Source organism: Pseudomonas sp. NPDC089741, from assembly GCF_044748825.1.
Taxonomy (GTDB): domain Bacteria; phylum Pseudomonadota; class Gammaproteobacteria; order Pseudomonadales; family Pseudomonadaceae; genus Aquipseudomonas; species Aquipseudomonas helmanticensis.
Genome location: NZ_JBIVGT010000026.1, coordinates 55,292 through 81,114, shown reverse-complemented (window position 1 = coordinate 81,114; position 25,823 = coordinate 55,292). Strand labels below are relative to the sequence as shown.

The 25,823-nt window shown below is 59.5% G+C and carries 25 protein-coding genes and 2 tRNA genes; 18 read left to right on the top strand and 9 right to left on the bottom strand.

The genetic code is table 11. The features are described 5' to 3' along the window. On the top strand, positions 1 to 146 hold a 146-nt coding region (locus ACIPZE_RS21510; protein WP_400775145.1), incomplete at its 5' end, for a cold-shock protein. A 153-nt stretch (positions 147 to 299) separates the two neighbouring features. On the opposite strand, the gene ACIPZE_RS21505 is transcribed toward ACIPZE_RS21510, so the two are convergent. Continuing rightward, positions 300 to 1,307, bottom strand: coding sequence for a DUF481 domain-containing protein (locus ACIPZE_RS21505; RefSeq protein ID WP_283437453.1), 1,008 nt, complete (start codon positions 1,305 to 1,307; stop codon positions 300 to 302). Positions 1,308 to 1,471: 164 nt separating this feature from the next. Between ACIPZE_RS21505 and ACIPZE_RS21500 the strand changes: the two genes are divergently transcribed. From ACIPZE_RS21500 to ACIPZE_RS21485, 4 genes are all read left to right on the top strand, one after another. Next, positions 1,472 to 1,825 (top strand): MGMT family protein, encoded by a 354-nt coding sequence (locus ACIPZE_RS21500; protein ID WP_129390056.1) that lies wholly within the window; start codon positions 1,472 to 1,474, stop codon positions 1,823 to 1,825. 43 nt (positions 1,826 to 1,868) lie between these two features. Next, positions 1,869 to 3,428, top strand: coding sequence for an AmpG family muropeptide MFS transporter (locus ACIPZE_RS21495; protein ID WP_283437455.1), 1,560 nt, complete (start codon positions 1,869 to 1,871; stop codon positions 3,426 to 3,428). A 129-nt stretch (positions 3,429 to 3,557) separates the two neighbouring features. Continuing rightward, the gene (locus ACIPZE_RS21490; RefSeq protein WP_158832082.1) at positions 3,558 to 5,273 is read left to right on the top strand and encodes a proline--tRNA ligase; all 1,716 of its coding nucleotides are present in this window, start codon (positions 3,558 to 3,560) and stop codon (positions 5,271 to 5,273) included. A gap of 17 nt (positions 5,274 to 5,290) precedes the next feature. Further along, positions 5,291 to 6,244: a hypothetical protein gene (locus tag ACIPZE_RS21485; protein WP_283437456.1), complete on the top strand. Its 954-nt coding sequence runs from the start codon at positions 5,291 to 5,293 to the stop codon at positions 6,242 to 6,244. A gap of 102 nt (positions 6,245 to 6,346) precedes the next feature. On the opposite strand, the gene dinB is transcribed toward ACIPZE_RS21485, so the two are convergent. Then, entirely contained in the window at positions 6,347 to 7,408 is a 1,062-nt protein-coding gene (dinB, locus tag ACIPZE_RS21480) for a DNA polymerase IV (RefSeq protein ID WP_283437457.1), read from the bottom strand. A gap of 280 nt (positions 7,409 to 7,688) precedes the next feature. Between dinB and ACIPZE_RS21475 the strand changes: the two genes are divergently transcribed. The 4 genes from ACIPZE_RS21475 to ACIPZE_RS21460 all read left to right on the top strand — a co-directional run bounded on the left by ACIPZE_RS21475 (position 7,689) and on the right by ACIPZE_RS21460 (position 12,278). Continuing rightward, positions 7,689 to 7,765, top strand: a tRNA-Met gene (locus ACIPZE_RS21475). A gap of 222 nt (positions 7,766 to 7,987) precedes the next feature. Next, positions 7,988 to 8,064, top strand: a tRNA-Met gene (locus tag ACIPZE_RS21470). 279 nt (positions 8,065 to 8,343) lie between these two features. Then, positions 8,344 to 10,983 carry a bifunctional lysylphosphatidylglycerol flippase/synthetase MprF gene (gene mprF, locus ACIPZE_RS21465; RefSeq protein WP_400775137.1) on the top strand — a complete coding sequence of 880 codons (2,640 nt, stop codon included), beginning with the start codon at positions 8,344 to 8,346 and terminating at the stop codon, positions 10,981 to 10,983. Then, positions 10,983 to 12,278 (top strand): AcvB/VirJ family lysyl-phosphatidylglycerol hydrolase, encoded by a 1,296-nt coding sequence (locus tag ACIPZE_RS21460; RefSeq protein WP_400775134.1) that lies wholly within the window; start codon positions 10,983 to 10,985, stop codon positions 12,276 to 12,278. Before mprF ends, ACIPZE_RS21460 begins: the two co-directional genes overlap by 1 nt. Before the next feature lie 195 nt (positions 12,279 to 12,473). Here ACIPZE_RS21460 and ACIPZE_RS21455 read toward each other — a convergent pair whose 3' ends face one another. After that, a complete protein-coding gene (locus tag ACIPZE_RS21455; RefSeq protein WP_283437460.1) occupies positions 12,474 to 12,620 on the bottom strand; it encodes a hypothetical protein in 147 nt (48 codons plus the stop codon). Positions 12,621 to 12,991: 371 nt separating this feature from the next. Between ACIPZE_RS21455 and ACIPZE_RS21450 the strand changes: the two genes are divergently transcribed. Continuing rightward, positions 12,992 to 13,318, top strand: a complete 327-nt coding sequence (locus ACIPZE_RS21450) for a DUF3077 domain-containing protein (protein ID WP_400775131.1) — start codon at positions 12,992 to 12,994, stop codon at positions 13,316 to 13,318. 162 nt (positions 13,319 to 13,480) lie between these two features. On the opposite strand, the gene ACIPZE_RS21445 is transcribed toward ACIPZE_RS21450, so the two are convergent. After that, positions 13,481 to 15,322, bottom strand: coding sequence for a potassium transporter Kup (locus ACIPZE_RS21445; RefSeq protein ID WP_400775144.1), 1,842 nt, complete (start codon positions 15,320 to 15,322; stop codon positions 13,481 to 13,483). Positions 15,323 to 15,671: 349 nt separating this feature from the next. Between ACIPZE_RS21445 and rimO the strand changes: the two genes are divergently transcribed. The 6 genes from rimO (at position 15,672) to tsaA (ending at position 20,981) form a co-directional block, all read left to right on the top strand. Beyond that, positions 15,672 to 17,009, top strand: coding sequence for a 30S ribosomal protein S12 methylthiotransferase RimO (rimO, locus tag ACIPZE_RS21440; protein WP_129390028.1), 1,338 nt, complete (start codon positions 15,672 to 15,674; stop codon positions 17,007 to 17,009). Between the two features lie 289 nt (positions 17,010 to 17,298). Then, on the top strand, positions 17,299 to 17,772 hold the full coding sequence (locus tag ACIPZE_RS21435) for a GNAT family N-acetyltransferase (RefSeq protein WP_283437462.1): 474 nt from the start codon (positions 17,299 to 17,301) through the stop codon (positions 17,770 to 17,772). Between the two features lie 189 nt (positions 17,773 to 17,961). Next, positions 17,962 to 18,672 carry an rRNA pseudouridine synthase gene (locus ACIPZE_RS21430; RefSeq protein WP_129390023.1) on the top strand — a complete coding sequence of 237 codons (711 nt, stop codon included), beginning with the start codon at positions 17,962 to 17,964 and terminating at the stop codon, positions 18,670 to 18,672. Between the two features lie 72 nt (positions 18,673 to 18,744). After that, positions 18,745 to 19,215, top strand: a complete 471-nt coding sequence (locus tag ACIPZE_RS21425) for a DUF1456 family protein (RefSeq protein ID WP_053117744.1) — start codon at positions 18,745 to 18,747, stop codon at positions 19,213 to 19,215. A gap of 128 nt (positions 19,216 to 19,343) precedes the next feature. Beyond that, complete coding sequence (locus ACIPZE_RS21420; protein ID WP_400775127.1) at positions 19,344 to 20,114, top strand: SDR family oxidoreductase; 771 nt, start codon at positions 19,344 to 19,346, stop codon at positions 20,112 to 20,114. Between the two features lie 168 nt (positions 20,115 to 20,282). Beyond that, on the top strand, positions 20,283 to 20,981 hold the full coding sequence (gene tsaA / locus ACIPZE_RS21415) for a tRNA (N6-threonylcarbamoyladenosine(37)-N6)-methyltransferase TrmO (RefSeq protein ID WP_400775124.1): 699 nt from the start codon (positions 20,283 to 20,285) through the stop codon (positions 20,979 to 20,981). 110 nt (positions 20,982 to 21,091) lie between these two features. On the opposite strand, the gene fpr is transcribed toward tsaA, so the two are convergent. Then, positions 21,092 to 21,871 carry a ferredoxin-NADP reductase gene (gene fpr, locus ACIPZE_RS21410; protein WP_007908723.1) on the bottom strand — a complete coding sequence of 260 codons (780 nt, stop codon included), beginning with the start codon at positions 21,869 to 21,871 and terminating at the stop codon, positions 21,092 to 21,094. A 133-nt stretch (positions 21,872 to 22,004) separates the two neighbouring features. Here fpr and ACIPZE_RS21405 point away from each other — a divergent pair, with 133 nt between their 5' ends. Beyond that, positions 22,005 to 22,931: a LysR family transcriptional regulator gene (locus tag ACIPZE_RS21405; protein WP_034154937.1), complete on the top strand. Its 927-nt coding sequence runs from the start codon at positions 22,005 to 22,007 to the stop codon at positions 22,929 to 22,931. Here the strand turns inward: ACIPZE_RS21405 and ACIPZE_RS21400 are convergent. From ACIPZE_RS21400 to ACIPZE_RS21390, 3 genes are all read right to left on the bottom strand, one after another. Continuing rightward, positions 22,928 to 23,290 carry a diacylglycerol kinase gene (locus tag ACIPZE_RS21400; protein WP_129390014.1) on the bottom strand — a complete coding sequence of 121 codons (363 nt, stop codon included), beginning with the start codon at positions 23,288 to 23,290 and terminating at the stop codon, positions 22,928 to 22,930. The two genes, ACIPZE_RS21405 and ACIPZE_RS21400, sit on opposite strands and share 4 nt — an antisense overlap. A gap of 74 nt (positions 23,291 to 23,364) precedes the next feature. Then, the gene (gene erdR / locus ACIPZE_RS21395; RefSeq protein WP_129390011.1) at positions 23,365 to 24,015 is read right to left on the bottom strand and encodes a response regulator transcription factor ErdR; all 651 of its coding nucleotides are present in this window, start codon (positions 24,013 to 24,015) and stop codon (positions 23,365 to 23,367) included. Positions 24,016 to 24,238: 223 nt separating this feature from the next. Then, positions 24,239 to 24,985 carry a tRNA-uridine aminocarboxypropyltransferase gene (locus ACIPZE_RS21390; protein ID WP_129390008.1) on the bottom strand — a complete coding sequence of 249 codons (747 nt, stop codon included), beginning with the start codon at positions 24,983 to 24,985 and terminating at the stop codon, positions 24,239 to 24,241. A 189-nt stretch (positions 24,986 to 25,174) separates the two neighbouring features. On the opposite strand from ACIPZE_RS21390, the gene ACIPZE_RS21385 reads away from it, so the two are divergent. Further along, the gene (locus ACIPZE_RS21385; protein ID WP_129390005.1) at positions 25,175 to 25,600 is read left to right on the top strand and encodes a PA3611 family quorum-sensing-regulated virulence factor; all 426 of its coding nucleotides are present in this window, start codon (positions 25,175 to 25,177) and stop codon (positions 25,598 to 25,600) included. Here the strand turns inward: ACIPZE_RS21385 and ACIPZE_RS21380 are convergent, their stop codons facing one another. Next, on the bottom strand, positions 25,601 to 25,795 hold the full coding sequence (locus ACIPZE_RS21380) for a hypothetical protein (RefSeq protein ID WP_008077170.1): 195 nt from the start codon (positions 25,793 to 25,795) through the stop codon (positions 25,601 to 25,603). It abuts the gene before it with no gap. Positions 25,796 to 25,823 lie beyond the last annotated feature (28 nt).

Below are 25,823 nucleotides of genomic sequence, written 5' to 3'. Positions count from 1 at the left end.
CTCCCCCATCCGGTGACGACCTGTTCGTTCACTTCAAAGCTATCCAATCCGACGGCTTCAAAAGCCTGAAAGAAGGCCAACAGGTTTCTTTCATCGCTACCCGCGGTCAGAAAGGCATGCAAGCTGAAGAAGTACAAGTTATCTAACTTGTAGCTTCTTTAGAAAAGAGCCCCGCCCTTAAAAGCGGGGCTTTTTTGTGGGCGTCTGTTTTTCAGGCGCAAAAAAAGATCGCAGCCTGCGGCAGCTCCTACATTAATCCCTGTAAGAGCTGCCGCAGGCTGCGATCCTTTGCTTATGTCTTACCAGGCCACGCCAAACCCTGCGGTGTAACGGGTTTTGCTCAAGTCAGCATCGTTGGTGCCGCTGATGATATCGCGCTCAGCCTTGAGGTTCAGCGACGCCCAGTCCGTGACCTTGTAGCGCAAGCCCATCTCGGCATCCAGCGCATAGTCAGCCACGCCGGACAACGGCTTGCCGATTTCACCGTTAGTGAAGAACTCGACCTTTTTGCCGATCAGGTAACGGTTGTAGTCCCACTTCATTGCGACCGAGTAGAAGTTGTCCTTGCCGCCATCGCTGTACTCGTAATCGGTACGGTTGAGCAGCGAGCCCAGCGAGAACGCACCCAGCTCGTCATCCCAGAACTGATAACCCGGACCGGTACCGACCACGCGCTGACGGGACAACTCTTCGACGTAATCACGCTTGTAATTCAAACGCCCCTGCCAGAACCATTTGTCCGTCAGGAAACGGTCGAGGGAGTATTCGGCGCGCCAGTTGTTGGTGGTGACCTCGTCGTCCTGCACTTCGCGGTTGTATTCGCCTTCGGCGGTGTGACGCCAGCGGCCGTGACGAGCAGACGTCTTGAAGCCAACGTCGTAGTCGTCGGTGTCCTTTTCAGCGCGCTGATAATCGAGCGCCATATCGACATTACCCTTCCAGACCAGATCCTCGACCACCGGTTTAGGCTTGAGAATCTGCTGAATGCTCGCCAGCTCGACCGTTCTCGGTGCCTCGCCATTGGCCAGGGTGACCTTGCCATCTTCAGCGGCGGTCAGCGATTTCGACACCTCTGCGGTGTAAGCGTCCTGCTTGACCAGCAAATGCTGATCACTGTTCAGAGTCTTGACCTCTTTCCAGTCAATCGTGACGGCACCGGCATACTTGGTCTGGATCAACAGCTTACCGCCATCGAACACGGTGATTGTGCCGCTCAACTTGTCACCGTTCTTCAACCAGACGGTGTCGGCAAGCAGGGGCGTAGACGCACTGAAAACAGCAAGGCACAGCAAGGTTCTGGACAACATAAGCTAATCGAGGGCTCAGGTTTGCGAAAAAAGGTCGGCATTATCCGTAGGAATAAGACCCTGACAAGGACTGACCGGACTATTTCTATTGAGTTCATTTCTCAACAGCGCGGCGACGGATTACCCTTGAACCAACATCACGCCGAAGTTCAGGAACCACGCCCGTGACAGACCCGACCCACGAAGCTGACAGCGAAGCGCAAATCCGACGCACGGCGCTCTACTCGACCCTCGCGCAAGTGCCCGAAGGTAAAGTCGTCAGCTATGGCCAGTTAGCCGAACTCGCCGGATTGGGGCGCGCCGCGCGCTGGGTCGGCCGCACCTTAAGCCAGTTGCCTGGCGACACCAAACTGCCCTGGCACCGCGTATTGGGCGCCGGCGGTCGGATCAGCCTGCCGCTGGGCACACCCTCAGGCGATGAACAACGGGCGCGATTGCGCACGGAAGGCATCACCGTCCGGAATAATCGTGTGGATATTCAGCGTCATGGCTGGCGTCCGGTAGAGCACAGCGGTTAGAGTGCGCGCTTTGTTTTCGCAATCTTGAGGCAGACTTCAGCCCATGCCCCGTAAAACCTGGCGCGCCGCGCTCGCCGCCTATGCCAGTCCTTCGACGCTCGTGCTGTTGTTGCTCGGTTTCGCCGCCGGCCTGCCGTACATGCTGGTGTTTTCGACGCTTTCAGTCTGGCTGCGTGAAGCGGGCGTCGCCCGTGAAACCATCGGTTACGCCAGCCTGATCGGTCTGGCCTATGCGTTCAAATGGGTCTGGTCACCGTTACTCGACCAATGGCGCCTGCCGTTGCTCGGCAAGCTTGGCCGTCGCCGTTCATGGCTGGTGCTCTCACAGGTGCTGGTGATCCTCGGCCTGATCGGCATGGGTTTCTGCGATCCGCAGAAACATCTGTCCTGGCTGATCGCCATTGCCGTTGTCGTCGCTTTCGCCTCTGCCACCCAGGACATTGCGGTTGACGCCTATCGCCTGGAAATCGCCGAGGACAACCGTCAGGCTGCCCTCGCCGCCAGCTACATGTCCGGTTATCGCGTCGCAGCCCTGCTCGCCACTGCCGGCGCACTGTTTTTCGCTGAAGGCTTCGGCTCTACCGGCTTCAACTATAAACACTCGGCCTGGACCGGCACTTACGTGTTGTTCGGCGCACTGATGGTGCCCGCACTGCTGACCACGCTGTTCATGCGCGAGCCACCCGTGCCGTTGCGCACCCAACTGCAGGCCGGGCGCTACACCTTCATGCATCAATTGATGTCGGTGTTCGTGCTGATCGTCCTGCTGGTGTCCGTACCGGCGATGTTCACCCAGCTCTACAACACCGACTTCGCCAGCGTGCTGTTCGGCGGCATGAGCCCGCTTGACCTGCTGCTCGAAGACCGCGCCTTCCTGCGCGCCATTCTCTATACGCTGCTGACCGGTCTGTGCCTGTCGACCATGGGCCGCCGCGGCTTGGCGCCGGTACTGACGCCAGTCAACGACTTCATCCTGCGTTACCGCTGGCAGGCGCTGTTGCTGCTCGGCCTGATCGCCACCTATCGAATGTCGGACACGGTGATGGGCGTCATGGCCAACGTGTTCTATATCGACCAGGGTTTCACCAAGGATCAGATCGCCAGCGTGAGCAAGATCTTCGGCCTGATCATGACCCTCGTCGGTGCAGGCATGGGCGGTCTGCTGATCGTGCGTTTCGGCATTCTGCCGATTCTGTTCATCGGCGGCGTAGCCTCGGCGGCGACCAACCTGCTGTTCGTGATGCTGGCCGACATGGGCCCGAACCTGCAGATGCTGGTGGTGACCATTTCCCTCGACAACTTCAGCTCGGGCCTCGCCACATCGGCGTTCGTTGCCTATTTGTCGAGCCTGACCAACCTGAAGTTCTCGGCGACGCAATACGCCCTGCTCAGTTCGATCATGCTGCTGCTGCCACGTCTGATGGGCGGCTATTCCGGGGTGATGGTCGAGAAGTTCGGGTATCACAGCTTCTTCCTCATCACCGCCCTGCTTGGCGTGCCGACCCTGGTGCTGATCGCCCTGCACTGGTTCCAGGAAAGCCGCCGCGCAGGCCCGACACCAACGCCGGAGCCGGTACCGACGCCGGTGGCGGAAGAATCGTAAGACGTTTCCTCAACGGCGGGAGGAATCCCGCCGTTGAACCTCTCCACCGGCCGCACGCCTGTACGTCAGCAAAACTCGCCGGTACACTGCTCCGTCATTTCCAGTCATAGCAACCGACAACGGCCAACCATGCGCACCAGTCAATTTTTGCTCGCCACACAGAAAGAAACGCCTTCCGATGCGGTCGTCATCAGCCACCAACTGATGCTGCGCGCCGGCATGATCCGCAAACTCGCCTCGGGCCTGTACACCTGGCTGCCCATGGGCCTGCGGGTTATGCGCAAGGTTGAAGCCATCGTTCGCGAAGAGATGAACGCCGCCGGCTCTCTGGAAGTGTTGATGCCGAGCACCCAACCGGCCGAGCTGTGGCAGGAATCGGGGCGCTGGGAAGAATACGGCCCTGAGCTGCTGCGCATCAAAGACCGCCACGGTCGCGACTTCTGCGCGGGCCCGACCCACGAAGAAGTGATCACCGATCTGATGCGCAACGAGTTGAGCAGCTACAAACAGCTGCCAATCAACCTGTACCAGATCCAGACCAAGTTCCGTGACGAAATCCGTCCACGCTTCGGTTTGATGCGCGGCCGCGAATTCATCATGAAGGACGCTTACTCCTTCCACGCGGATCAGGCGTCGCTGCAGATCACTTATGACCGCATGCATGAAGCCTACTGCAACGTATTCACGCGTCTGGGCCTGAAATTCCGTCCGGTTGAAGCCGACAACGGTTCGATCGGTGGTGCCGGTTCGCACGAATTCCACGTACTGGCCGAGTCAGGCGAAGACGACATCGTCTTCAGCAACGGTTCCGACTACGCGGCGAACATCGAGAAGGCCGAAGCGGTGCCTCGCGAGACTTCGCGCGCTGCTGCGACCGAAGAGCTGCGCCTGGTCGATACGCCAGACACCAAAACCATCGCGGCGCTGGTGGAAAAATTCAATCTGCCGATTGAAAAGACCATCAAGACCCTGATCGTGCGCGCCGAAGAAGAAGGCAAACTGATCGCACTGGTCATCCGTGGCGACCACGAACTCAACGAAATCAAGGCTGCCCAGCAACCAGGCGTGGCCAACCCACTGGTCATGGCCACCGATGCCGAACTGCGTGACGCCATTGGCGCCGGCGCCGGTTCGCTCGGCCCGCTGAACCTGCCACTGCCAATCATCATCGACCGTTCGGTCGAGCTGATGAGCGACTTCGGCATCGGCGCGAACATCGATGACAAGCATTACTTCGGCGTGAACTGGGAGCGTGATTTGCCAGTTCCGACCGTAGCTGATCTGCGCAACGTTGTTGCCGGCGACCCAAGCCCGGACGGCAAGGGCACGCTGGAAATCAAACGCGGCATCGAAGTCGGGCACATCTTCCAGCTGGGCAACAAGTACAGCAAGGCGATGAAGTGCGAAGTGCTGGGCGAGAACGGCAAGCCAGTGACCCTGGAAATGGGTTGCTATGGCATCGGCGTTTCCCGCGTGGTGGCTGCCGCCATCGAGCAGAACAACGACGCCAACGGCATCATCTGGAGCGACACCCTCGCGCCATTCCAGATCGCCCTGGTACCGCTGCGTTATGAAACCGAGCAGGTGCGCGAAGCCACCGACAAGCTGTACGCCGAACTGACGGCGGCCGGCTTCGAAGTGCTGCTGGACGATCGCGACAAGAAAACCAGCCCGGGCATCAAGTTCGCGGACATGGAGCTGATCGGCATTCCACACCGGATCGTGGTCAGCGACCGCGGCCTCGCCGAAGGCAACCTGGAATACAAGAGCCGGACCGAAGGCGAAGCGCAAGCACTGCCGGTGGCCGACGTATTGTCCTTCCTGCAGGCCCGTATCCGCCGCTGAAACCAGATAGAGACGTCATGTTCAAGCGAAACACCTTAGGCCTCGGAGGCACCGCCCTGTGCGGTGCCCTGCTGGTCAGCGGCTGTGCCAATCACATGTCACAACGCAGCGAGCACGAAGAGCGGGTCGAGCGAAAGTTGCTCGACCATAGCCTGCAGATTGATGTCGGTGAGCCTAAGGCGCTTGAGCTGCCGCAGCGTCGCGTGAAGATCAACGAACAGAAGACTTTTGAAGTCACCGAGTTCGAGGTCACCCGTCATTACGATCGCTACACGCCGTACCAGCCTTGGCGGGAGGTCTACGAGATTCCGCTGGGCGTGGTGGCCGTGGTCGGTGGTGTCGGCGCGAATGTGGTCAACGTGTTTGCGCTCGGCAGTCTGCCGGACAGCGTGACCAAGGACTGGCTCAGCTACGGTTTCGCCGGGCTCAACCCGTTCATGAACGTGCAATCCAACGGTCGTGCGCAGCAGAATCTGGCCGGCATCGATGAAGTCCAGCGCGACAAGCGCACGGAGTACTCGAGCCTGCCGTGGAGCGAGCGTCCGGTGCAGGTCAAGGCCGGCAAGCAGACCTTCGACATGACCACCGATCGCAACGGCGTTCTGCGCCTGAACCTGCTCGACAGCCCATTTGCCGAAAATAACCTCAATCATGTCGGCAAACTGCAGATCAGCGTCGAAGACGCCAAGGATGACGTGCACTCGGACTCGACGCTGATGATCAGCAGTCACCTGCGCGGCAAACTGCTGGAAGCGCACGGGCTGATTTATGACGATCTGGAAGACGACGAAGTGAGTCAGTGGGTACACCGGGTCAAACGTCTGTCGGAACTGGGTCTGGAAGAAGAAGCCAGCGAACTGGAACAAAGCCTGATCGAACTGACGCGTAACGATCCTGAGTTGCAGACTGAGTTTCTCAAGTCGCTGACCAAGGATGCGGGGCGTCTGGTGGCGGATCCGGGACCGAATTAAGGCCTATTAAAAGATCGCAGCCTGCGGCAGCTCCTACATTGGAACGCATTTCAATGTAGGAGTGAGCCTGCTCGCGATGAGGCCCTTACATTCCGCAAAAATCTATCGTTCGAACAACTCCATCTGCTCAAACCCTCCGCGCAAATCCTCCAGCCGCACCCCAACCCCCAACAACCGCACCGGTTTCCCGCCGCGATTGAACGCCTGCGTCAACATCAACTGATAACTGCCCAGATCCCGCCCTGCCCCGGCCTGCTCCAGCGTCGTCTGGGTAAAGTCATGGAACTTCACTTTGACGAACGGTTTGCCCGGTCGGTAACTGCTGTCGATCCGCGCCATGCGGGTTTTCAGGGTGTCGAGCAACTCCGGCAACTTATCCAGGCAACTGCGCAAATCCGGCAGATCAACGTCGTAGGTATTTTCCACGCTGATCGACTGACGCCGACTGTCGTTGTGCACCAAGCGCTCATCAATCCCACGCGCCAGACTCCACAGTCGTTCACCGAAACTGCCGAATTCGCGTACCAGCGCCAGTTTGTCCCACTCGCGCAATTGCGAGCAGTCGACGATGCCGTGCTTGCCCAGCTTGTCGGCGGTGACTTTGCCGACGCCGTGCAATTTGCTCACCGGCAAACCGCTGACGAAGTCCTCGACCTGATCCGGGGTAATCACGAACAAACCGTTGGGCTTTTTCCAGTCACTGGCAATTTTCGCCAGAAACTTGTTCGGCGCTACGCCAGCGGAAACGGTGATGTGCAATTGATTGGAGACCCGGCGACGAATGTCCTGGGCGATACGCGTGGCGCTGCCGCCGAAATGCGCGCTGTCCGACACATCCAGATAAGCCTCATCCAGTGACAACGGCTCGATCAGGTCGGTGTAGTCGGCAAAGATCGTGTGAATTTCTTTCGAGGCTTCGCGATAGGCGTCCATGCGCGGCTTGACGATGGTCAGGTCCGGGCACAGTTTCAAGGCATGCCCCGAAGCCATCGCCGAACGCACTCCATACGCCCGCGCCTCATAGTTGCAGGTGGCGATCACCCCACGCCGATCCGCCGAACCACCCACCGCCAACGGCTTGCCGGCCAGACGCGGGTCATCGCGCATCTCGATGGCGGCGTAGAAACAATCGCAGTCGATGTGGATGATTTTTCGCTGAGTCATGTCAGAAAAGGAAACGTGGCGAGCCGGATCGGCAGTATCTCACCGACACCTGTATATAGCACCAGTGGTATGAATGTTCTTTTACGCGTGTAGGAAAACAGCTTTGAATTTATTTTATCAATCGAACAACGCCCTCCAATAGAGCTGAAAGCCTTGCCCCGCCTGACCTGCAGCGCGAAAAACACCCGAGAAAAAACGCTAACCGATTGAACCTCAACAGATTTTATCCAGATTGCGGGTTGACACCCCCGCGTTCCTCTGTAGAATGCCGACACACAGACGCGGGATGGAGCAGTCTGGTAGCTCGTCGGGCTCATAACCCGAAGGTCGTCGGTTCAAATCCGGCTCCCGCAACCAAACATCAAAAAAGGCTACTCGAAAGAGTGGCCTTTTTTGTGCGCGTCTGTTTTGTGGTTTTCTTCTACTTATAGAGAAGTAATCGCCAAACAGGAATTCGTTGCATTTCCGATGCTTAACGCTCCAACTGCGACCGTTTGACGCTATTGCACACTTATTTGACCCTTTATGGGATTAGCGGTTGACACCCTGTCGTTCCTCTGTAGAATGCCGCCACACAGACGCGGGATGGAGCAGTCTGGTAGCTCGTCGGGCTCATAACCCGAAGGTCGTCGGTTCAAATCCGGCTCCCGCAACCAAACATCAAAAAAGGCTACTCGAAAGAGTGGCCTTTTTTGTATCTGTCGAAAAAGTCCTTTCGCAACAATGATCTGTCATCGTGCAGTGAATCGTCCAGGATCGTCAGACGCGCCAAGTTGCGACTATGCTTTGAGTCGCAGGCATGACGTCTGCAATCCATGACTGCCCTCGCCGATACCCGGTGAGAGGCGTAGTATTTTGTGATTATTTTTTTCTACAGGGATTGGTAACTTGGCTGGATACCCCCATCCTGTCGCGCACAATCCAAGAGGTGATTGATGCGCGCCAACTCGTCTGATCCACAAGACACCGTCACAGCGGAACATCCGATCAAGCCTGAGCGTCTGCGCTTGCTTGATCGGTTGAGCAAATACCGACAACCGATTGGTCTGGCGGTCACTTTGCTGTTGTTCGCCATTGCGCTGATTGCCTGTCGTCATCTGCTCGCCGAACTCGATCTCGATGCGTTGCATGACTCGATTCTCGACGTTCCGAAACCCGCCATGCTCGGCGCGTTCGGCGCTACTGTCGTCGGCTTCATTATTCTGCTGGGCTATGAATGGTCGGCGAGTCGCTATGCCGGCGTGACATTGCCTCCGCGTACGCTGGCCCTCGGCGGTTTCACCGCATTTGCGATCGGCAACGCCATCGGCCTGTCGCTGCTGTCCGGCGGTTCGGTGCGCTACCGTTTATATGCACGACTGGGGCTGGGGGCGTCAGAAGTCGCGCACATGACCCTGTTCGCCAGCCTGTCGCTGGGCTGCGCTTTGCCGCCGCTCGCCGCGCTGGCAACCCTGAGTGACCTGCCCGCCGCCTCTCAGGCACTGGGCCTGTCCGAAGGCTTGCTCGGCACCGTTGCCGTCACTGTTCTGCTGCTCGGCGCGATCCTGGCCATCGGCATCTATCGCCGCCGCCTGCCGGATCAGCCTTATCCGGACAACCTGCTGGTCAGGGCCGGTCGCCGCACCCTGCGCCTGCCCGGTCGGCGCCTGACCTTTCTGCAACTGATCATCACCGCCCTCGACGTTGCTGCTGCCGCGACCGTGCTTTATCTGTTGCTGCCGGAAGCGCCGCCGTTTGGTGCGTTCCTGCTCGTGTACCTGTTGGCCTTGGCCGCTGGCGTTCTCAGCCATGTGCCCGGCGGCGTGGGTGTGTTCGAAGCGATCCTGCTGGCCGCTTTCGCCGACAAGCTCGGTGCCGCGCCACTGGCCGCCGCCCTACTGCTGTATCGCCTGATCTACGTGGTGTTGCCGCTGTTGGTGGCCTGTGTATTGCTGCTGATCAACGAAGGCCAACGCCTGTTCCAGACCCAGACCATGCGTGCCGCATCCGGTCTGGCGGCGCCGATTCTGGCGGTATTGGTTTTCCTCTCGGGTGTTGTCCTGCTGTTTTCCGGCGCCACTCCAGAGATCGACACACGTCTGGAACACATCGGTTTTCTGATCCCGCATCGTCTGGTCGACGCTTCGCACTTTGGCGCCAGCCTGATCGGCGTGCTCTGCCTGATGCTCGCTCAGGGCCTGCGTCGGCGCCTGTCGGCGGCGTGGATGCTGACCACCATTCTGTTGCTGGTCGGCGCCCTGCTCTCGCTGCTTAAAGGCTTCGACTGGGAAGAAGCAACGCTGATGACACTGACGGCTGCGCTGCTCGGTGTGTTCCGTCGCTCGTTCTATCGCCCGAGCCGTCTGACCGAACTGCCCTTCTCGCCGCTGTATCTGGTGGCCAGCCTCTGTGTGCTGGGCGCTTCGACGTGGCTGCTGCTGTTCGCCTATCAGGACGTTCCTTATAGCCATCAACTCTGGTGGCAGTTCACCCTCGATGCTGACGCGCCGCGTGGCCTGCGCTCGCTGCTCGGCGCTGCGGTGTTGTTGCTGGTGATCGCGCTGACCTGGCTGCTGCGCACCGCGCGCCCGGTCATTCACTTGCCGACGCCTGACGAGCTCGATCGCGCGGTGAAGATTCTGATGGCCTCGTCGCAACCCGACGGCGGCCTCGCACTGACCGGTGACAAGGCGTTGCTGTTTCACCCGAACGACGAAGCCTTTCTGATGTACGCGCGCCGTGGTCGCAGCCTGGTGGCACTGTACGACCCGATCGGCCCCGGCCAGCAACGCGCCGAGATGATCTGGCAGTTCCGTGACCTCTGCGATATCCACCACGCCCGCCCGGTTTTCTACCAGGTGCGCGCGGAGAACCTGCCGTACTACATGGACATCGGCCTGACTGCGATCAAGCTTGGCGAAGAAGCCCGGGTCGATCTGCAGCGCTTTGACCTGGAAGCCAAGGGCAAAGAGATGAAGGACCTGCGTTATACCTGGAACCGTGGCTCCCGCGACGGCCTGTCGCTGGAGATCCATGAGCCGGGCCAGGCGCCGATGGATGAGCTGAGAGTGATTTCCGATGCGTGGCTGACCGGCAAGAACGTGCGCGAGAAAGGTTTCTCGCTCGGTCGTTTCAGCGACGAGTACCTGAAGCATTTCCGTATTGCGGTGATTCGCTTCGAAGGCCGCCCGGTGGCGTTCGCCAACCTGCTCGAGACTTACAGCCACGACTTGGCCAGCCTCGACCTGATGCGCGCGCACCCGGACGCCCCCAAGCTGACCATGGAATTCATGATGGTCGGCCTGATTCAACACTATAAGAGTCACGGATACGCGCGCTTCAGCCTGGGCATGGTGCCGTTGTCGGGGTTGCAACCCCGGCGCGGTGCACCGCTGACCCAGCGTCTGGGCTCGATGGTTTTCCGCCGTGGTGAGCAGCTGTACAACTTCCAAGGCTTGCGCCGCTTCAAAGACAAATTCCAGCCTGACTGGGAACCCCGTTATATGGCCGTGCCCGCCGGACTCGATCCGCTGGTGGCGCTGGCCGACACTGCTGCCCTGATCGCGGGCGGCTTGACTGGATTGGTGAAACGCTGATGATTCAACGCTCCCTGAAGTACATCCTGGCCGCACTGATCGTGCTGGCCGTGATTGCCGGCGGCGGTTACTGGTACCTGAAACGCCCGGCACCGGAACCCACCGTCGAACAGCTCAACCCGGCCGATGGCGCGGCGATGACCCGCGTCATCCCCGGCACCAAGGCCAAGGCGCAGGTGCTGATCGCCGTCAATGACGATCAGAAGCTCAATGAAAAGCAACTGACCACCCTGAGCCGTAGCGCTTCGGCGCAAATCGTCCAGGTGATTCTGCCCAAGGACTGCCTGCTGCAAAGCCGCGCCCTGCAATCGGGTCTGCGTGAACTGAATGGCCCGGCCACCTTGGTCAGCGGCATCGGCCCAGGCGCTGTGCTGGCCTGGCGCTGGTTGTCGGAGCAGAAAGACGACAAGGCCCAGGCCATCTCCGTCGACCTCGCTCTGGAAAAAGGTGGTTGCACGCACCTGCTGCCAAAATCCGCCGGCCACGGCCACTGGCTGGTGGCGTGGAACGACAACCCGGATGACGCCAGCGCAGGTTTCGTACGCGATCAACCGAACGCCGAAACCAGCATCAGCGACTACGACATCAACCTGCCGCAAGTGCTCAACAACGAACTGCGCAAAATCCTCGTCGGCGGCGACAAGGCCAACGGCGGTCTGGCGATTCCGGTGGTTGAAGTGCCGGCCGGCCAGGCGAAAGACACCGTCACCCTGTTCCTCTCCGGTGACGGTGGCTGGCGCGACCTCGACCGCGACGTGGCCGGTGAAATGGCCAAGATCGGCTATCCGGTCGTCGGCATCGACACCCTGCGCTACTACTGGCAGCACAAGAGCCCGGAGCAAAGCGCACTGGACCTGACCGAACTGATGCAGCACTACCGGCAGAAATGGGGCACCAAGCGCTTTATCCTCACCGGTTACTCGTTCGGTGCTGACGTGTTGCCGGCGATCTACAACCGCCTGCCGGACACCGAGCAGCAACGCATCGACGCCATCATCCTGCTGGCCTTCGCCCGCACCGGCAGCTTCGAAATCGAAGTCGAAGGCTGGCTGGGCAACGCCGGCAAAGAAGCCGCTACCGGGCCGGAAATGGCCAAACTGCCTCCGGCCAAGGTGATTTGCATCTACGGCGAAGAAGAGACGGATGAAAGTGGCTGCACTGACAAGACTGCAGTCGGTGAAGCAGTGAAACTCCCTGGCGGCCACCACTTCGACGAGAACTACCCGGCGCTGGCCAAGCGTTTGGTGGACTTGATCGAGAAACGTCAGAGCAAGGACTCGGTCGCCGAAGAGTGATCTGAGCCCCCCACAAAAAGCCCCCGCAACTTCACGGTTGCGGGGGCTTTTTACATTCCAGCCGCCAGCAAAATCCCCTGTGGGAGCGAGCCTGCTCGCGAAGCGGTGGGTCAGTTTACAGATTCGTCGACTGACACTACGTCTTCGCGAGCAGGCTCGCTCCCACAGGGGAATTGCGCTGGACTCAAGTAATCGTTAGCCCCGGCAAGCGTATCTTGCCCGCATATCGTCATGGCTGATCACTTGAACCGGATCGAGGTTGATCAGTCGTTCCATCGCTTCGGCTTCAATTCGAAGATTCTCGAGATCATCCTGCTTTTCTTGTTCCGATGACGCCGTCATACACTCCTCGCTCATTTGCACACCCTAGTTCGTGTCAGACGTTTAGTATCGTTTACTTCTAGTCTCGCAATATCAGATGACGCCCACAGACCTTGTAGGCAAACTCCGAAACTCGTGTTCGGGCGCTTTGCCGCTCTATTGCGCTGTTTTTCGACGGGGTACTCTCCGGACGTCGCTGACCCATTCAGCGATCGGGTGTGGTAACCCGGAGAAACCATCGCAACAGCGCGCTCCTCAAGATATGGCGGCTGTGCGTGGGACGCTTTCGGGCGTGCCGGTTTCCTTGGTTCCCGGTTTACCACCCTGCGTACAGTTGCCTCCCTTTCGCGTGGTAACGAAAGTCGCGGCACTTCGAACCAAGGAGTAACACGATGACCGAAACTGATCTGCACGGACTCGCAAACGTTAAAACCATCGGCTTCACCCCTTTCCTCTACAACGCGGATCAAGCGGTCTTCAACGTCCGCTCCGGCATCCCGATCATCGATGCCTTGTCCCAATCCTCCGACCTGCTATCCCTCGCCAAATCCTTCGCCGAGGATGCGGCCTTTATCAGAGACACCGATCGCCACGCCTGGGCCGCGCATTACCTGACGGTGATGGGCAAAGCCTTGATTGATGACGTGATCCAAGCGCTGATCCCACGACCTGCGCGTACGAAGACCGAGTCTGAAGCAGAGATGCCTGAAGGCTTGTAGAGGTTTGAAGATCAAAAGATCGCAGCCTTCGGCAGCTCCTACGTGGAATGCGAAACCTGTAGGAGCTGCCGAAGGCTGCGATCTTTTGATCTGAAGTTGCCGCCCACAAAAAAGCCCCCGCCCGCCACAAGGCTGACGAGGGCTTTTCAGTTGAGGCGAAGCTTACATCTCCACCTGCGTCCCCAGCTCAATCACCCGGTTCAGCGGCAGATTGAAGAAGCGCAAATTGCCGTTGGCATTCTTCAACATGAAAGCAAACAACGCCTCTCGCCAACGCGCCATACCTTCAAGCTTCGAGGCAATCACCGTTTCCCGGCTGAGGAAGTAAGTCGTGCGCATCGGGCTGAAGTCCAGATCATCCAGATGACACAGCTTCAGCGCTTGCGGCACGTCCGGTTCGTCGGTGAATCCGAAGTGCAGGATCACCCGGAAGAAGCCTTCACCATGAGCCTCGACCTCGAAACGCCGTGATGGCGGTACGCGCGGGATGTCTTCGTAGACCACCGTCAGCAGAACCACTTGCTCATGCAGTACCTGGTTGTGCAGCAAGTTGTGCAACAGCGCATGCGGCACGGCGTCGGAACGCGCAGTGAGGAACACCGCGGTGCCCTGTACCCGATGCGGCGGTTGCACGCGGATGCTGCTGATGAAGATCGGCAGCGGCAGCGCGCCTTCGTCGAGGCGTTCGACCAGCAATTGCTTGCCGCGCTTCCAGGTGGTCATCAGCACGAACAGGGCGATACCGGCGATCACTGGGAACGCACCGCCCTGCACGATTTTCGGCACGTTGGCGGCGAAGTACAGGCCGTCCACCAGCAGGAAGCCGATCAATACCGGTACCGCGAGGATCGGTGGCCATTTCCACAGCAGCAGCATCACCGCCGACACCAGAATGGTGGTCATCAGCATGGTGCCAGTCACCGCCACGCCGTAGGCCGAGGCCAGTGCGCCGGAGGACTCGAAGCCCAGCACCAACAGGACCACGCCCACCATCAGCGCCCAGTTCACCGCGCCGATGTAGATCTGGCCCTGTTCATCGCTGGAGGTGTGCTGAATGTACATGCGCGGGATGTAGCCGAGCTGGATCGCCTGACGGGTCAAGGAGAACGCACCGGAAATCACCGCTTGCGAGGCAATCACCGTGGCCAGCGTCGACAGGCCGACCAGCGGAATCAGCGCCCAGCTCGGTGCCAGCAGATAGAACGGGTTACGCGCCGCCTCAGGATTTTCCAGCAGCAATGCACCCTGACCGAAATAGTTCAGTACCAGCGCCGGTAACACCAGGATGAACCACGCCCGGGCAATCGGCTTGCGGCCGAAGTGGCCCATGTCGGCGTACAGCGCTTCAGCACCGGTCAGCGCCAGCACCACCGCGCCGAGAATCGCCACGCCCATGCCGGTGTGCACCATGAAGAAACGCACGGCCCAGACCGGGTTCAGCGCATGCAGCACTTCCGGTGTATGGCTGATGCCATACACACCGAGGGCGCCGAGGACGAGGAACCAGGTGACCATGATCGGCCCGAACAGAATGCCGATCCGCGCCGTACCGTGACGCTGGATCAGGAACAAACCGACCAGCACCACCAGCGACAGCGGCACCACCCAATGGTCGATGCCATCGAATGCCAGCCCCAGACCCTCAATCGCCGACAGCACGGAAATCGCCGGGGTGATCATGCTGTCGCCGTAAAACAGCGCCGCGCCGATCAGCCCGCAAACCACCAGCAACGAACGCAGCTTCTTGCGATGCCCTGCCGCCCGCCGCGCCAGCGCGGTGAGCGCCATGATGCCACCCTCGCCCTGGTTGTCGGCGCGCAGCACGAACATCATGTATTTGATCGACACCACCCAGATCAGCGACCAGAAGATCAACGACAGAATGCCCAGCACGCCGTCGTGGTTGACCGGTACGCCGTAACCGCCGGAAAACACTTCTTTGAGGGTGTACAACGGGCTCGTGCCGATGTCGCCGTAAACGACCCCGACTGCCGCGACCAGCATGCTCAGCGGCTTGGAGGCCGAACCCTCGGCGCCTGCCGCATGACTACTTGCCTGACCCATCCAACACTCCTGATTTTAGAACCGGCTTCTTTGAATGAAGCACTATGCTTTGTGGTGCAGCATGCGCCGTTTTACCTGTTGTTACAGACGTTTTGTTGACTGTAAAAAATTGGTAAAGCTCCACGGCGCGAAGCATAGCGCAGCACTCGTCGTATTTCCCTGCATAAAGCTGGTCAAGTGCGTTGCTCGCCGCTAGAATTGCGCACTTTTTGATCAGAGGCGCGCCCTAAGCGCCCATCCGTCGGCTTTCGCACCCAGAAAGCGATGTCACAAAATACCGAGGTTAGACATGTCCACCACTCCTGCGCCGGCCAATCCAAAGGTTGGCTTTGTATCTCTGGGTTGCCCGAAAGCACTGGTCGACTCCGAGCGCATCCTGACCCAGCTGCGCATGGAAGGCTATGACGTGGTGTCCACCTATCAGGACGCCGACGTAGTAGTCGTCAACACCTGCGGTTTCATCGACTCGGCCAAGGCTGAGTCTTTGGAAGTGATCGGCGAAGCGATCAAGGAAAACGGCAAGGTCATCGTCACCGGTTGCATGGGCGTGGAAGAAGGCAATATCCGCAACGTCCACCCGAGCGTGCTGGCCGTGACCGGTCCGCAGCAGTACGAGCAAGTGGTCAACGCCGTGCACCAAGTGGTGCCGCCGCGCAAGGATCACAACCCGCTGATCGACCTGGTGCCGCCGCAAGGCATCAAGCTGACCCCGCGTCACTACGCCTACCTGAAGATTTCCGAAGGCTGTAACCACAGCTGCTCGTTCTGCATCATCCCGTCGATGCGCGGCAAACTGGTCAGCCGTCCGGTTGGCGATGTGCTCGACGAAGCTCAGCGTCTGGTCAAATCCGGCGTTAAAGAGTTGCTGGTCATTTCGCAGGACACCAGCGCTTACGGCGTTGACGTGAAATACCGCACCGGTTTCTGGAACGGCGCGCCGGTGAAAACCCGCATGACCGAACTCTGCGAAGCGCTCAGCACCCTCGGCGTCTGGGTCCGTCTGCACTACGTTTACCCGTACCCGCACGTTGACGAGCTGATCCCGCTGATGGCCGCCGGCAAGATCCTGCCGTATCTGGACATCCCGTTCCAGCACGCCAGCCCGAAAGTGTTGAAGTCGATGAAACGCCCGGCGTTCGAAGACAAGACCCTGGCGCGCATCAAGAACTGGCGCGAAATCTGCCCGGACCTGATCATCCGTTCGACCTTCATTGTCGGTTTCCCGGGCGAAACCGAAGAAGATTTCCAGTACCTGCTGAACTGGCTGACCGAAGCGCAGCTCGACCGCGTCGGCTGCTTCCAGTACTCGCCGGTTGAAGGCGCTCCGGCGAATGATCTGGATCTGGAAATCGTACCGGACGACGTCAAGCAGGATCGCTGGGATCGCTTCATGGCGCACCAGCAGGCGATCAGCTCGGCACGCCTGCAACTGCGCATCGGCCGTGAAATCGAAGTGCTGGTGGACGAAGTCGACGAGCAAGGCGCAGTTGGCCGCTGCTTCTTCGACGCACCGGAAATCGACGGCAACGTGTTTATCGACAACGGCAGCAACCTGAAGCCGGGCGACAAGGTCTGGTGCAAAGTCACCGACGCCGACGAATACGACCTGTGGGCTGAGCAGATATAAACGTCAAAAGCCCCTCACCCTAGCCCTCTCCCAGAGGGAGAGGGGACTGATTGAGGTGTTCTCACGAGCTGCACCGACCTGAACGTTCGAGTCGAACTCAGGTTTGAACAGCACGAAGATCAGCTCCCTTCCCCCTCGCCCCCTTGGGGGAGAAGGTTGGGGTGAGGGGGAAGGCAGACACCGCAACTAATACAGAAAGCCCCGCTCTTTTTAAGAGATGCGGGGCTTTTTTACGGCTATCGTTTAGCGGGGGACGGACTCCCTTGAAACGGACAAGAGGCAGACGGGCATGCGTCACCATTCGGTCATCCACACACCGAAACTCAGCGATTATCAGGAACTGACCCGAGTCTGGGAGGCCTCGGTTCGCGCCACCCATGATTTTCTGCCGGACAGCTACATCGAATTGCTGCGCAATCTGGTGCTGACGCGTTATCTGGATGCCGTGATGTTGATCTGCACCAAGGACGCCAATCAGCGCATTACCGGGTTTGCCGGTGTTGCGGCGGGAAAAATTGAAATGCTGTTCATCGATCCGGATTATCGGGGGCAGGGCTTGGGCAAGAAACTGCTCAACTACGCGATGCAGCACCTGAATGCCGATGAACTCGACGTCAACGAACAGAATCCGCAAGCGCTGGGCTTTTACTTCAAGCAGGGGTTTGAAGTGATCGGACGCTCTGAGGTGGATGGCATGGGCCAACCGTATCCGTTGCTGCATATGCGCTTGAGGCAGAACCAGCAACGCTCAAGCCACGCCTGACACACCACAAACAAATGTAGGAGTGAGCCTGCTCGCGATAGCGCCAGATCAGCCAACATCAATGTCGAATGTCAGATGGCTATCGCGAGCAGGCCCACTCCTACAAAAAGCCACACCGTGAAAATGGAACCGGGCTTAACCGGCGCCACACAGGTACAATGCCCACCCCTTTTTTGTTACGGCCCTGTCATGACTGACCCGATTCGCCTCTCCAAACGCCTCATCGAACTGGTCGGTTGCTCCCGCCGGGAGGCCGAGCTGTTCATCGAGGGCGGCTGGGTCACCGTGGACGGCGAAGTGATTGACGAGCCGCAATTCAAGGTCGGCGAGCAGAAAGTCGAACTCGACAAGGACGCCAAGGCCACCGCGCCGGAGCCGGTGACCATCCTGCTCAACGCGCCGGCCGGCATCGACGTCGAGACCGCCATGCAGTCGCTCAGCGCCGAAACCCTCAGCGAAGAGCATCGTTTCAGCAAGCGCCCTCTGCGCGGGCACTTCCTGCGCCTGACCGCCAGTTCCGACCTGCAAGCCAAAGCCAGCGGACTGTTGGTGTTCACTCAGGACTGGAAAATCCTGCGCAAGCTCACCGCTGACGCCGCGAAGATCGAGCAGGAATACATTGTCGAAGTCGAAGGCGACATGGTCGCCCACGGCCTCAATCGCTTGCAGCACGGCCTCACGCACAAGGGCAAGGAGCTGCCGCCGGTGAAGGCCAGCTGGCAGAACGAAAACCGTCTGCGCTTTGCCATGAAAAATCCGCAGCCGGGGATCATCGCCCAGTTCTGCGAAGCGGTCGGCCTGAAGGTCATCGGCATCCGCCGCATCCGCATCGGCGGCGTCTCGATCGGCAAGGTCCCGGTCGGCCAATGGCGCTACCTGTCCGGCAAAGAGAAGTTCTAAGGCTTCCACTGCCGCCACACATTCCGGCAGCGCGCCTGCGTGCTGCCCACAACGCTTATCAGGATTACCGACATGATTCATAACGACGTATTGCGCAGCGTGCGCTACATGCTCGACATCAGCGACAAGAAGGTTGTCGAGATCATCAAGCTCGGCGGCATGGACGTCGCGCTCGCTGACGTGCTGACCTGGCTCGACAAGAAAGAAGAAGACGAAGAAGGTTTCGTGCGCTGCCCGGACGAAGTCATCGCGCACTTCCTCGATGGCCTGGTGATCTTCAAGCGTGGCAAGGACGAAAGCCGTCCGCCGCAGCCGATCGAAGTGCCGGTGACCAACAACATCATCCTGAAAAAGCTGCGCGTGGCCTTCGAACTGAAAGAAGACGACATGCACGCGATTCTCAAGGCGGCCGAGTTCCCGGTGTCCAAGCCTGAGCTGAGCGCGCTGTTCCGCAAGGTTGGCCACACCAACTACCGTCCTTGCGGCGACCAGTTGCTGCGCAATTTCCTCAAAGGACTCACGCTGCGCGTTCGCCCAGCCTGATCCTCTTTGCGGTGGCGACCGATAGTCGCCGCCGCAGCGCATGACCGTTCATTCCCTGCGAAAATAGTGGCTCCGCTTTTTGCGGCTGACGACTAGGGTGTATGGATCCCTAGCACTCAGGACTCGCCATGCACCCATACTTTTCCCTGCAAGGCCGCACCGCTCTGGTGACCGGCGGCACCCGTGGTATCGGCAAAATGATCGCCAAAGCCTTTGTCGAGGCTGGCGCGCGTGTCTATGTCTGCTCGCGTGACGCGGAAGCGTGTCATCAAACCGCCGAAGAACTCAGCGTCCTGGGCAAATGTCATGGCATCGCCGCCAACCTGGCGACCGAAGAAGGCGTACAGGAGCTGGCTGCGCGCCTGGGCGAGCAGATCACTCATCTGGATATTCTGGTGAACAACGCCGGCACCACCTGGGGCGCGCCGCTGGAGAGTTATCCGGTGAAGGGTTGGGAGAAGGTCATGCAGCTCAACGTGACCTCGGTGTTCAGCTGCATCCAGCAGTTTCTGCCGCTGTTGCGCAAAGCCGGTTCGGCGGCGAACCCGGCACGGATCATCAACATCGGTTCGGTGGCGGGAATTTCTTCGTTTGGCGAACAGGCCTATGCCTACGGGCCGAGTAAAGCGGCCCTACACCAATTGTCGCGCATTCTCGCGCGGGAACTGGTGAGCCAGCACATCAACGTCAACGTGATCGCGCCGGGGCGCTTTCCGAGCAAGATGACCCAGCATATTGGCAATGATCAGCAGGCGTTGGCTGAGGATACGGCGCTGATCCCGATGAAGCGCTGGGGGCGTGAAGAAGAAATGGCGGCGTTGGCGATCAGTCTGGCGAGTACCGCTGGCGCGTATATGACCGGGAATATCATTCCGCTGGATGGTGGGTTTAGCCTCTGACATCGGCGGTGCGGCCTTCGCTAGCAGGCTCGCTCCCACATTGGATCTGTGTCATGTACAAAACCCCTGTGGGAGCGAGCCTGCTCGCGAAGAGGCCTGCCCTGCTAACACCAGACTTCAGGCCTGTCGGGTTATCATGCCCACCCCGCCCCGCTTCGAATGCAAACCATGACCTACAGCGTCTCCCCCATCGGCTTCGTGCGCTCCTGCTTCAAGGAGAAATTCGCCATTCCCCGCCAACCGCAACTAGCGCCCGCCGCCCGTGGCGTGCTGGAACTGGTGGCGCCGTTCGATCAGGGTGACGCCGTGCAAGGTCTGGAACAGGTCAGCCACGTCTGGTTGCTGTTTCTGTTCCATCAAGCGCTGGAAGACAAGCCTCGCCTGAAAGTCCGTCCACCGCGACTGGGCGGCAACAAGTCCATGGGCGTGTTCGCGACTCGCGCCACTCACCGGCCGAACGGCATCGGCCAATCGGTGGTGAAACTGGACAAGGTCGAAGGCAATCGACTGTTCATCTCTGGCATCGATTTGCTCGACGGCACGCCGGTGCTCGACATCAAACCGTATGTGCCCTATGCCGATATCATCCCTAACGCCGTCAACAGCATCGCCAGCGCCGCGCCGCAGCTGATTGACGTGCAGTGGACGGACTCGGCGTTGAAACAAGCGCATACACACGCTCAGCGCCTCGACGAGCCATTGGTTGAGCTGATCGAACAGTGCCTGGCTCAGGACCCGCGTCCGGCGTATCAAACCCCGGCGCCGGAACGCGAGTACGGCGCGCAGTTCTGGGATCTGGATGTGCGCTGGCATTACCCGACACCCGAGCAAATACGCGTACTCGAAGTCATCCCGGCCAACGCATAACCCCCGAAAACGAAAAAGCCCGCGATGCCTTCTCAGGCAACGCGGGCTGATCGTTCCCACGCTCCGCGTGGGAATGCATCCAGTGACGCTCCGCGTCACCGGCCAAACGCTTACTTCTCGACGAATGCACGTTCGATCAGGTAATCACCCGGCTCACGCATCCGCGCCGAGATCTTCAGGCCGAAGCTGTCGAGCACTTCGCTGGTCTCGTCGAGCATGCTCGGGCTGCCGCAGATCATCGCGCGGTCGTCCTGCGGGTTGATCGGTGGCAGGCCGATGTCGCTGAACAGCTTGCCGCTGCGCATCAGATCGGTCAGGCGGCCCTGATTCTCAAAAGGCTCACGGGTCACGGTCGGGTAATAGATCAGCTTGTCACGCAGCGCTTCGCCGAAGAACTCGTTCTGCGGCAGGTGCTCGGTGATGAATTCGCGGTAGGCGACTTCGTTGACGTAACGCACACCGTGCACCAGGATCACTTTTTCAAAGCGCTCGTAGGTTTCCGGGTCCTGGATCACGCTCATGAACGGCGCCAGGCCAGTGCCGGTGCTCAGCAGGTACAAGTGCTTGCCAGGGTTCAGGTCGTCAAGCACCAAGGTGCCGGTAGGCTTCTTCGAGATGATGATCTCGTCGCCTTCCTTCAAGTGCTGCAACTGCGAAGTCAGCGGACCGTCCTGCACCTTGATGCTGAAGAATTCCAGATGCTCTTCCCAGTTCGGGCTGGCGATCGAGTAAGCGCGCATAAGCGGGCGGCCGTTGGGCTGCTGCAGGCCGATCATCACGAACTGACCGTTCTCGAAGCGCAGGCCCGGATCGCGGGTGCACTTGAAGCTGAACAGAGTGTCGTTCCAGTGATGAACACTGAGGACACGCTCGTGGTTCATGTTGCTCATGTACGTTTGACTCCTGGAGATTGGGTCTGCGCTGGCTTATACCGCTGAGAGTGCGCAATTGCATCGCATTCTAATAGCGACGACAATATCTGTTAACTGGATTATTAAGATAAGGGTTATCGGTTATATCGATATGCGATTTACTCTCCGTCAACTGCAAGTCTTCGTCGCCGTCGCCCAGCAGGAAAGCGTATCCCGTGCTGCGGGTCTGCTCAACCTCTCGCAGTCGGCCGCCAGCACCTCGATCACCGAACTCGAGCGCCAATCCAGCTGCCAGCTATTCGACCGCGCCGGCAAACGGCTGAGCCTCAACGCCCTTGGCAAACAGCTGTTGCCGCAAGCGGTGGCCCTGCTCGATCAGGCCAAGGAAATCGAAGACCTGCTCAACGGCAAATCCGGTTTCGGCTCGCTGTCGGTGGGCGCCACCCTGACCATCGGCAATTACCTGGCGACGTTGCTGATCGGCAGTTTCATGCAGCGCCATCCCGAGAGTCAGGTGAAGCTGCACGTACAGAACACTGCCAATATCGTGCAACAAGTCGCCCACTACGAAATTGATCTGGGTCTAATCGAAGGCGATTGCAGCCATCCCGACATCGAAGTGCAGAGCTGGGTCGAGGATGAGCTGGTGGTGTTCTGCGCGCCACAGCATCCGCTGGCCCAACGTGGTAGCGCGACCATGGAAGAGCTGACCCACGAAGCGTGGATCCTGCGTGAGCAGGGTTCGGGCACGCGGCTGACTTTCGATCAGGCCATGCGCCACCATCGCAGCGCGCTGAATATCCGTCTGGAGCTGGAACACACCGAAGCGATCAAGCGCGCGGTGGAGTCGGGACTGGGGATTGGCTGCATCTCGAGGCTGGCGCTGCGCGATGCGTTCCGGCGCGGCAGTCTGGTGCCGGTAGAGACGCCGGATCTGGATCTGGCGCGGCAGTTCTACTTCATCTGGCACAAGCAGAAATACCAGACCTCGGCGATGCGCGAGTTTCTCGAGCTGTGCCGCGCTTTCACCGCCGGGGTGCAGCGCAGCGACGAGATCGTCTTGCCGACGATTGCTTAAAGCAGAATGACGGCCCACACCAGCGCGATCATGGTCAGCGCGACAAATTGCGCGGCGCTGCCCATGTCCTTGGCGTTCTTCGATAATGGGTGCAGTTCCAGCGAGATGCGGTCGATGGCCGCTTCGACTGCCGAGTTCAGCAGTTCGACGATCAAAGCCAGCAGGCACACGGCAATCAACAGCGCCTGCTCTACGCGACTGACATTGAGGAAGAATGTCAGCGGAATCAGCACGACATTGAGCAGCACCAGTTGGCGGAACGCCGCTTCACCGGTGAAGGCGGCGCGCAGGCCATCGAGCGAATAACCGGAGGCATTGAGGATACGTTTCAGGCCGGTCTGGCCCTTGAAAGGTGACATAAGGAAGAAACCAACCAAAAAGGAGTGAGAAAGCTAGATCAATAAAAGTCAAAAAAGCGTGAAGACACCAGCCTTTAATGGCTCGGAATTGACTCAAGTTGTTGCAGCAGTAAAGCCGCTTGCGTGCGAGTACGCACATTCAACTTGCGAAAGATCGCCGTAACGTGGGCCTTGATGGTCGCTTCCGACACACTCAGCTCATAGGCAATCTGCTTGTTCAGCAGGCCTTCGCAGACCATGGTCAACACACGAAACTGCTGCGGGGTCAGGCTTGCGAGGCCGTCGCTGGCGGCTTTGGCTTCGTCGGAAACAGCGACCGCCTCGAACGCCTGCGGCGGCCAGAACACATCGCCATCGAGTACTTTGCGCACTGCTTGCTGAATCACGCTGAGGTCGCTGGACTTGGGAATAAAGCCACTGGCGCCAAATTCACGGGACTTGACCATGACCGAAGCTTCTTCCTGCGCCGAAACCATCACCACCGGAATCTGCGGATATTGCCCGCGCAGCAGCACCAGGCCGGAAAATCCGTAAGCGCCGGGCATGTTGAGGTCGAGCAGGACCAGATCCCAGTCGGCTTTTTCGGTCAGGCGGGTTTCCAGTTCGGCAATGCTTGCCACTTCCACCAGGCGTACATCCGGGCCGAGGCCCAGCGTCACCGCCTGATGCAGTGCGCTACGAAACAGGGGGTGATCATCGGCAATCAGGATGTCGTATGTGGCCATTTTTCAAATGATCCTGTTTTTGATGGCAGACGCGGTGCATTCCGGTCTGGCCAAAGCAACTCGAGATGCCGCTTTGAAGCGATATCCACAGGGGCACGTTCAACGCCAATCAACAGCAAACACGGCGTTTCAAACCTTGGCCGCTCCCTAATCGGCGCCAAGCATGCCCAGCGAAGACTGGGTGGTCAAGCAGCACGGCCACCGTTGTGTACAGTATGGGCCACTATGCGGCCGACACCGGCTGCGGCTTTGGTATATAGGCTTGCAACTCGGCATGCGCCGGCGTCGACTCGTTCATGTCCAGTTGCTGCTTGGCGCCCAGATAGTGCTGGCTGAACACGTCAAAGTAAGCGTCCAGGGCAGAGGCCGCATCCGTGTCGCCTGCCAGCTCCAGACACAGCGCCGCGACTTCGGCGGTGCACAGGTGCTCGCTGCGGGTCGAACGGCGCAAGCGATAGCGCGAGAGTTTATCGGGCAGGAGGCTGAGGATCGGCAAACGGTCGAAGTACGGGCTTTTGCGGAAGATCTTCCGGGCTTCGGTCCAGGTCGCATCCAGCAGGATGAACAGCGGGCGTTTGCTGCTATCGATGGCGACGGTGTTGGTCACCCGCGACGGCTCGACATATTCGCCGGGAAACACCAGATACGGCTGCCATTGCGGGTCATTGAGCAGTGCGAGCATCTGCGGATCGGGCTCGGTGCGCGACCAGATGAACGCATGGTTATCGCGCACCACATCGGCAATCAGCCAACCGGTATTGCTCGGTTTGAACACTTCCTTGCCGGTCATGATCAGGCACACGCCCGAACGGGTCTCGACACTCGGCCGCCAGGCGCACAGGCAATGGCTGATGATCACCCGGCAATCGCGGCAACGCTCGGAGCGAAAGCCACGGGCCTGAATCGGCTTGATGCCTTCATCTTCGCGCTGGTCGCGCAAACGGGCGACGGCGTTGGGGGCATGGTTCATCGCGGATAACGCCGGCAGACAGGGAAACTCGACACGAACAGCACTCGGCAGGGCAATAAAGGCCGGCAGTTTACCAGAGCAAGGGGCACAAGCCTGTACCCTCCCGACCGGCTCCCCTATAATTCGCCGCCACTGAACGCACAGCCCCGAGGCTGGTCGAACCACCAGTCACCGAATCAGGAGAGTTTCATGCTGCGCCTTATCGTTCCCACCGCTGCCATTCTGCTGGCGTCGTCCTTCACCGCTCAGGCCGCCTCCCTGAGTGAGCAGAATCTGAACCGTGAGCTGCGCAACGTCGCCGCCCAAAGCAGCGTCGGCACGCCACGCGCCATCAGTGAAGACATTCTTGATCAGGGCTTCACCGTTGAAGGCACACAATTGATCAACCACCTGAGCGTGCAAAAGAGCCACGCCGACAAGATGCGTGCTGACCCCAAAGCCGTGTATTTCCAGTTGGGCGCCTCGGTGTGCAACAACCCTTCGTTTCGCAAGCTGATGGCCAAGGGCGCGATCATGCGTTACGACTTCACCGAAGTGAAAACCAACAAAGCGGTCGGCTCTGCCAGCTACCAGGAATCGGATTGCCCGAAAGCCGGCCCGGCGAAGAAGAAGTAATCAACGTGAATTGGCGCGCCGCTGTTCATCCTCGGCGCGCAGTTCGGCCAGCAAGGCCTGTAAATAGTGCGAACGGCGTTCGCCGCCAGCCAACCGCCGGCAGCACTCCTCTTCGAGACTGACATGATTGGTCTCGGCTGATGCCTTCAACATTCGATACAGCTGCGTATCGATCTCCAGAATCACTCTGGCCATGTGTCCCGCCTCCTTGCCACCCGCAAAT

What these genes read in the sequence shown, in the direction of transcription:
- ACIPZE_RS21505 (WP_283437453.1), bottom strand. Translation starts at nt 1,307, where the DNA reads ATGTTGTCCAGAACCTTGCTGTGCCTTGCTGTTTTCAGTGCGTCTACG.
- ACIPZE_RS21495 (WP_283437455.1), top strand. Translation starts at nt 1,869, where the DNA reads ATGCCCCGTAAAACCTGGCGCGCCGCGCTCGCCGCCTATGCCAGTCCT.
- ACIPZE_RS21490 (WP_158832082.1), top strand. Translation starts at nt 3,558, where the DNA reads ATGCGCACCAGTCAATTTTTGCTCGCCACACAGAAAGAAACGCCTTCC.
- ACIPZE_RS21485 (WP_283437456.1), top strand. Translation starts at nt 5,291, where the DNA reads ATGTTCAAGCGAAACACCTTAGGCCTCGGAGGCACCGCCCTGTGCGGT.
- dinB (WP_283437457.1), bottom strand. Translation starts at nt 7,408, where the DNA reads ATGACTCAGCGAAAAATCATCCACATCGACTGCGATTGTTTCTACGCC.
- mprF (WP_400775137.1), top strand. Translation starts at nt 8,344, where the DNA reads ATGCGCGCCAACTCGTCTGATCCACAAGACACCGTCACAGCGGAACAT.
- ACIPZE_RS21460 (WP_400775134.1), top strand. Translation starts at nt 10,983, where the DNA reads ATGATTCAACGCTCCCTGAAGTACATCCTGGCCGCACTGATCGTGCTG.
- ACIPZE_RS21455 (WP_283437460.1), bottom strand. Translation starts at nt 12,620, where the DNA reads ATGACGGCGTCATCGGAACAAGAAAAGCAGGATGATCTCGAGAATCTT.
- ACIPZE_RS21450 (WP_400775131.1), top strand. Translation starts at nt 12,992, where the DNA reads ATGACCGAAACTGATCTGCACGGACTCGCAAACGTTAAAACCATCGGC.
- ACIPZE_RS21445 (WP_400775144.1), bottom strand. Translation starts at nt 15,322, where the DNA reads ATGCTGGTCGCGGCAGTCGGGGTCGTTTACGGCGACATCGGCACGAGC.
- rimO (WP_129390028.1), top strand. Translation starts at nt 15,672, where the DNA reads ATGTCCACCACTCCTGCGCCGGCCAATCCAAAGGTTGGCTTTGTATCT.
- ACIPZE_RS21435 (WP_283437462.1), top strand. Translation starts at nt 17,299, where the DNA reads ATGCGTCACCATTCGGTCATCCACACACCGAAACTCAGCGATTATCAG.
- ACIPZE_RS21430 (WP_129390023.1), top strand. Translation starts at nt 17,962, where the DNA reads ATGACTGACCCGATTCGCCTCTCCAAACGCCTCATCGAACTGGTCGGT.
- ACIPZE_RS21425 (WP_053117744.1), top strand. Translation starts at nt 18,745, where the DNA reads ATGATTCATAACGACGTATTGCGCAGCGTGCGCTACATGCTCGACATC.
- ACIPZE_RS21420 (WP_400775127.1), top strand. Translation starts at nt 19,344, where the DNA reads ATGCACCCATACTTTTCCCTGCAAGGCCGCACCGCTCTGGTGACCGGC.
- tsaA (WP_400775124.1), top strand. Translation starts at nt 20,283, where the DNA reads ATGACCTACAGCGTCTCCCCCATCGGCTTCGTGCGCTCCTGCTTCAAG.
- fpr (WP_007908723.1), bottom strand. Translation starts at nt 21,871, where the DNA reads ATGAGCAACATGAACCACGAGCGTGTCCTCAGTGTTCATCACTGGAAC.
- ACIPZE_RS21405 (WP_034154937.1), top strand. Translation starts at nt 22,005, where the DNA reads ATGCGATTTACTCTCCGTCAACTGCAAGTCTTCGTCGCCGTCGCCCAG.
- ACIPZE_RS21400 (WP_129390014.1), bottom strand. Translation starts at nt 23,290, where the DNA reads ATGTCACCTTTCAAGGGCCAGACCGGCCTGAAACGTATCCTCAATGCC.
- erdR (WP_129390011.1), bottom strand. Translation starts at nt 24,015, where the DNA reads ATGGCCACATACGACATCCTGATTGCCGATGATCACCCCCTGTTTCGT.
- ACIPZE_RS21390 (WP_129390008.1), bottom strand. Translation starts at nt 24,985, where the DNA reads ATGAACCATGCCCCCAACGCCGTCGCCCGTTTGCGCGACCAGCGCGAA.
- ACIPZE_RS21385 (WP_129390005.1), top strand. Translation starts at nt 25,175, where the DNA reads ATGCTGCGCCTTATCGTTCCCACCGCTGCCATTCTGCTGGCGTCGTCC.
- ACIPZE_RS21380 (WP_008077170.1), bottom strand. Translation starts at nt 25,795, where the DNA reads ATGGCCAGAGTGATTCTGGAGATCGATACGCAGCTGTATCGAATGTTG.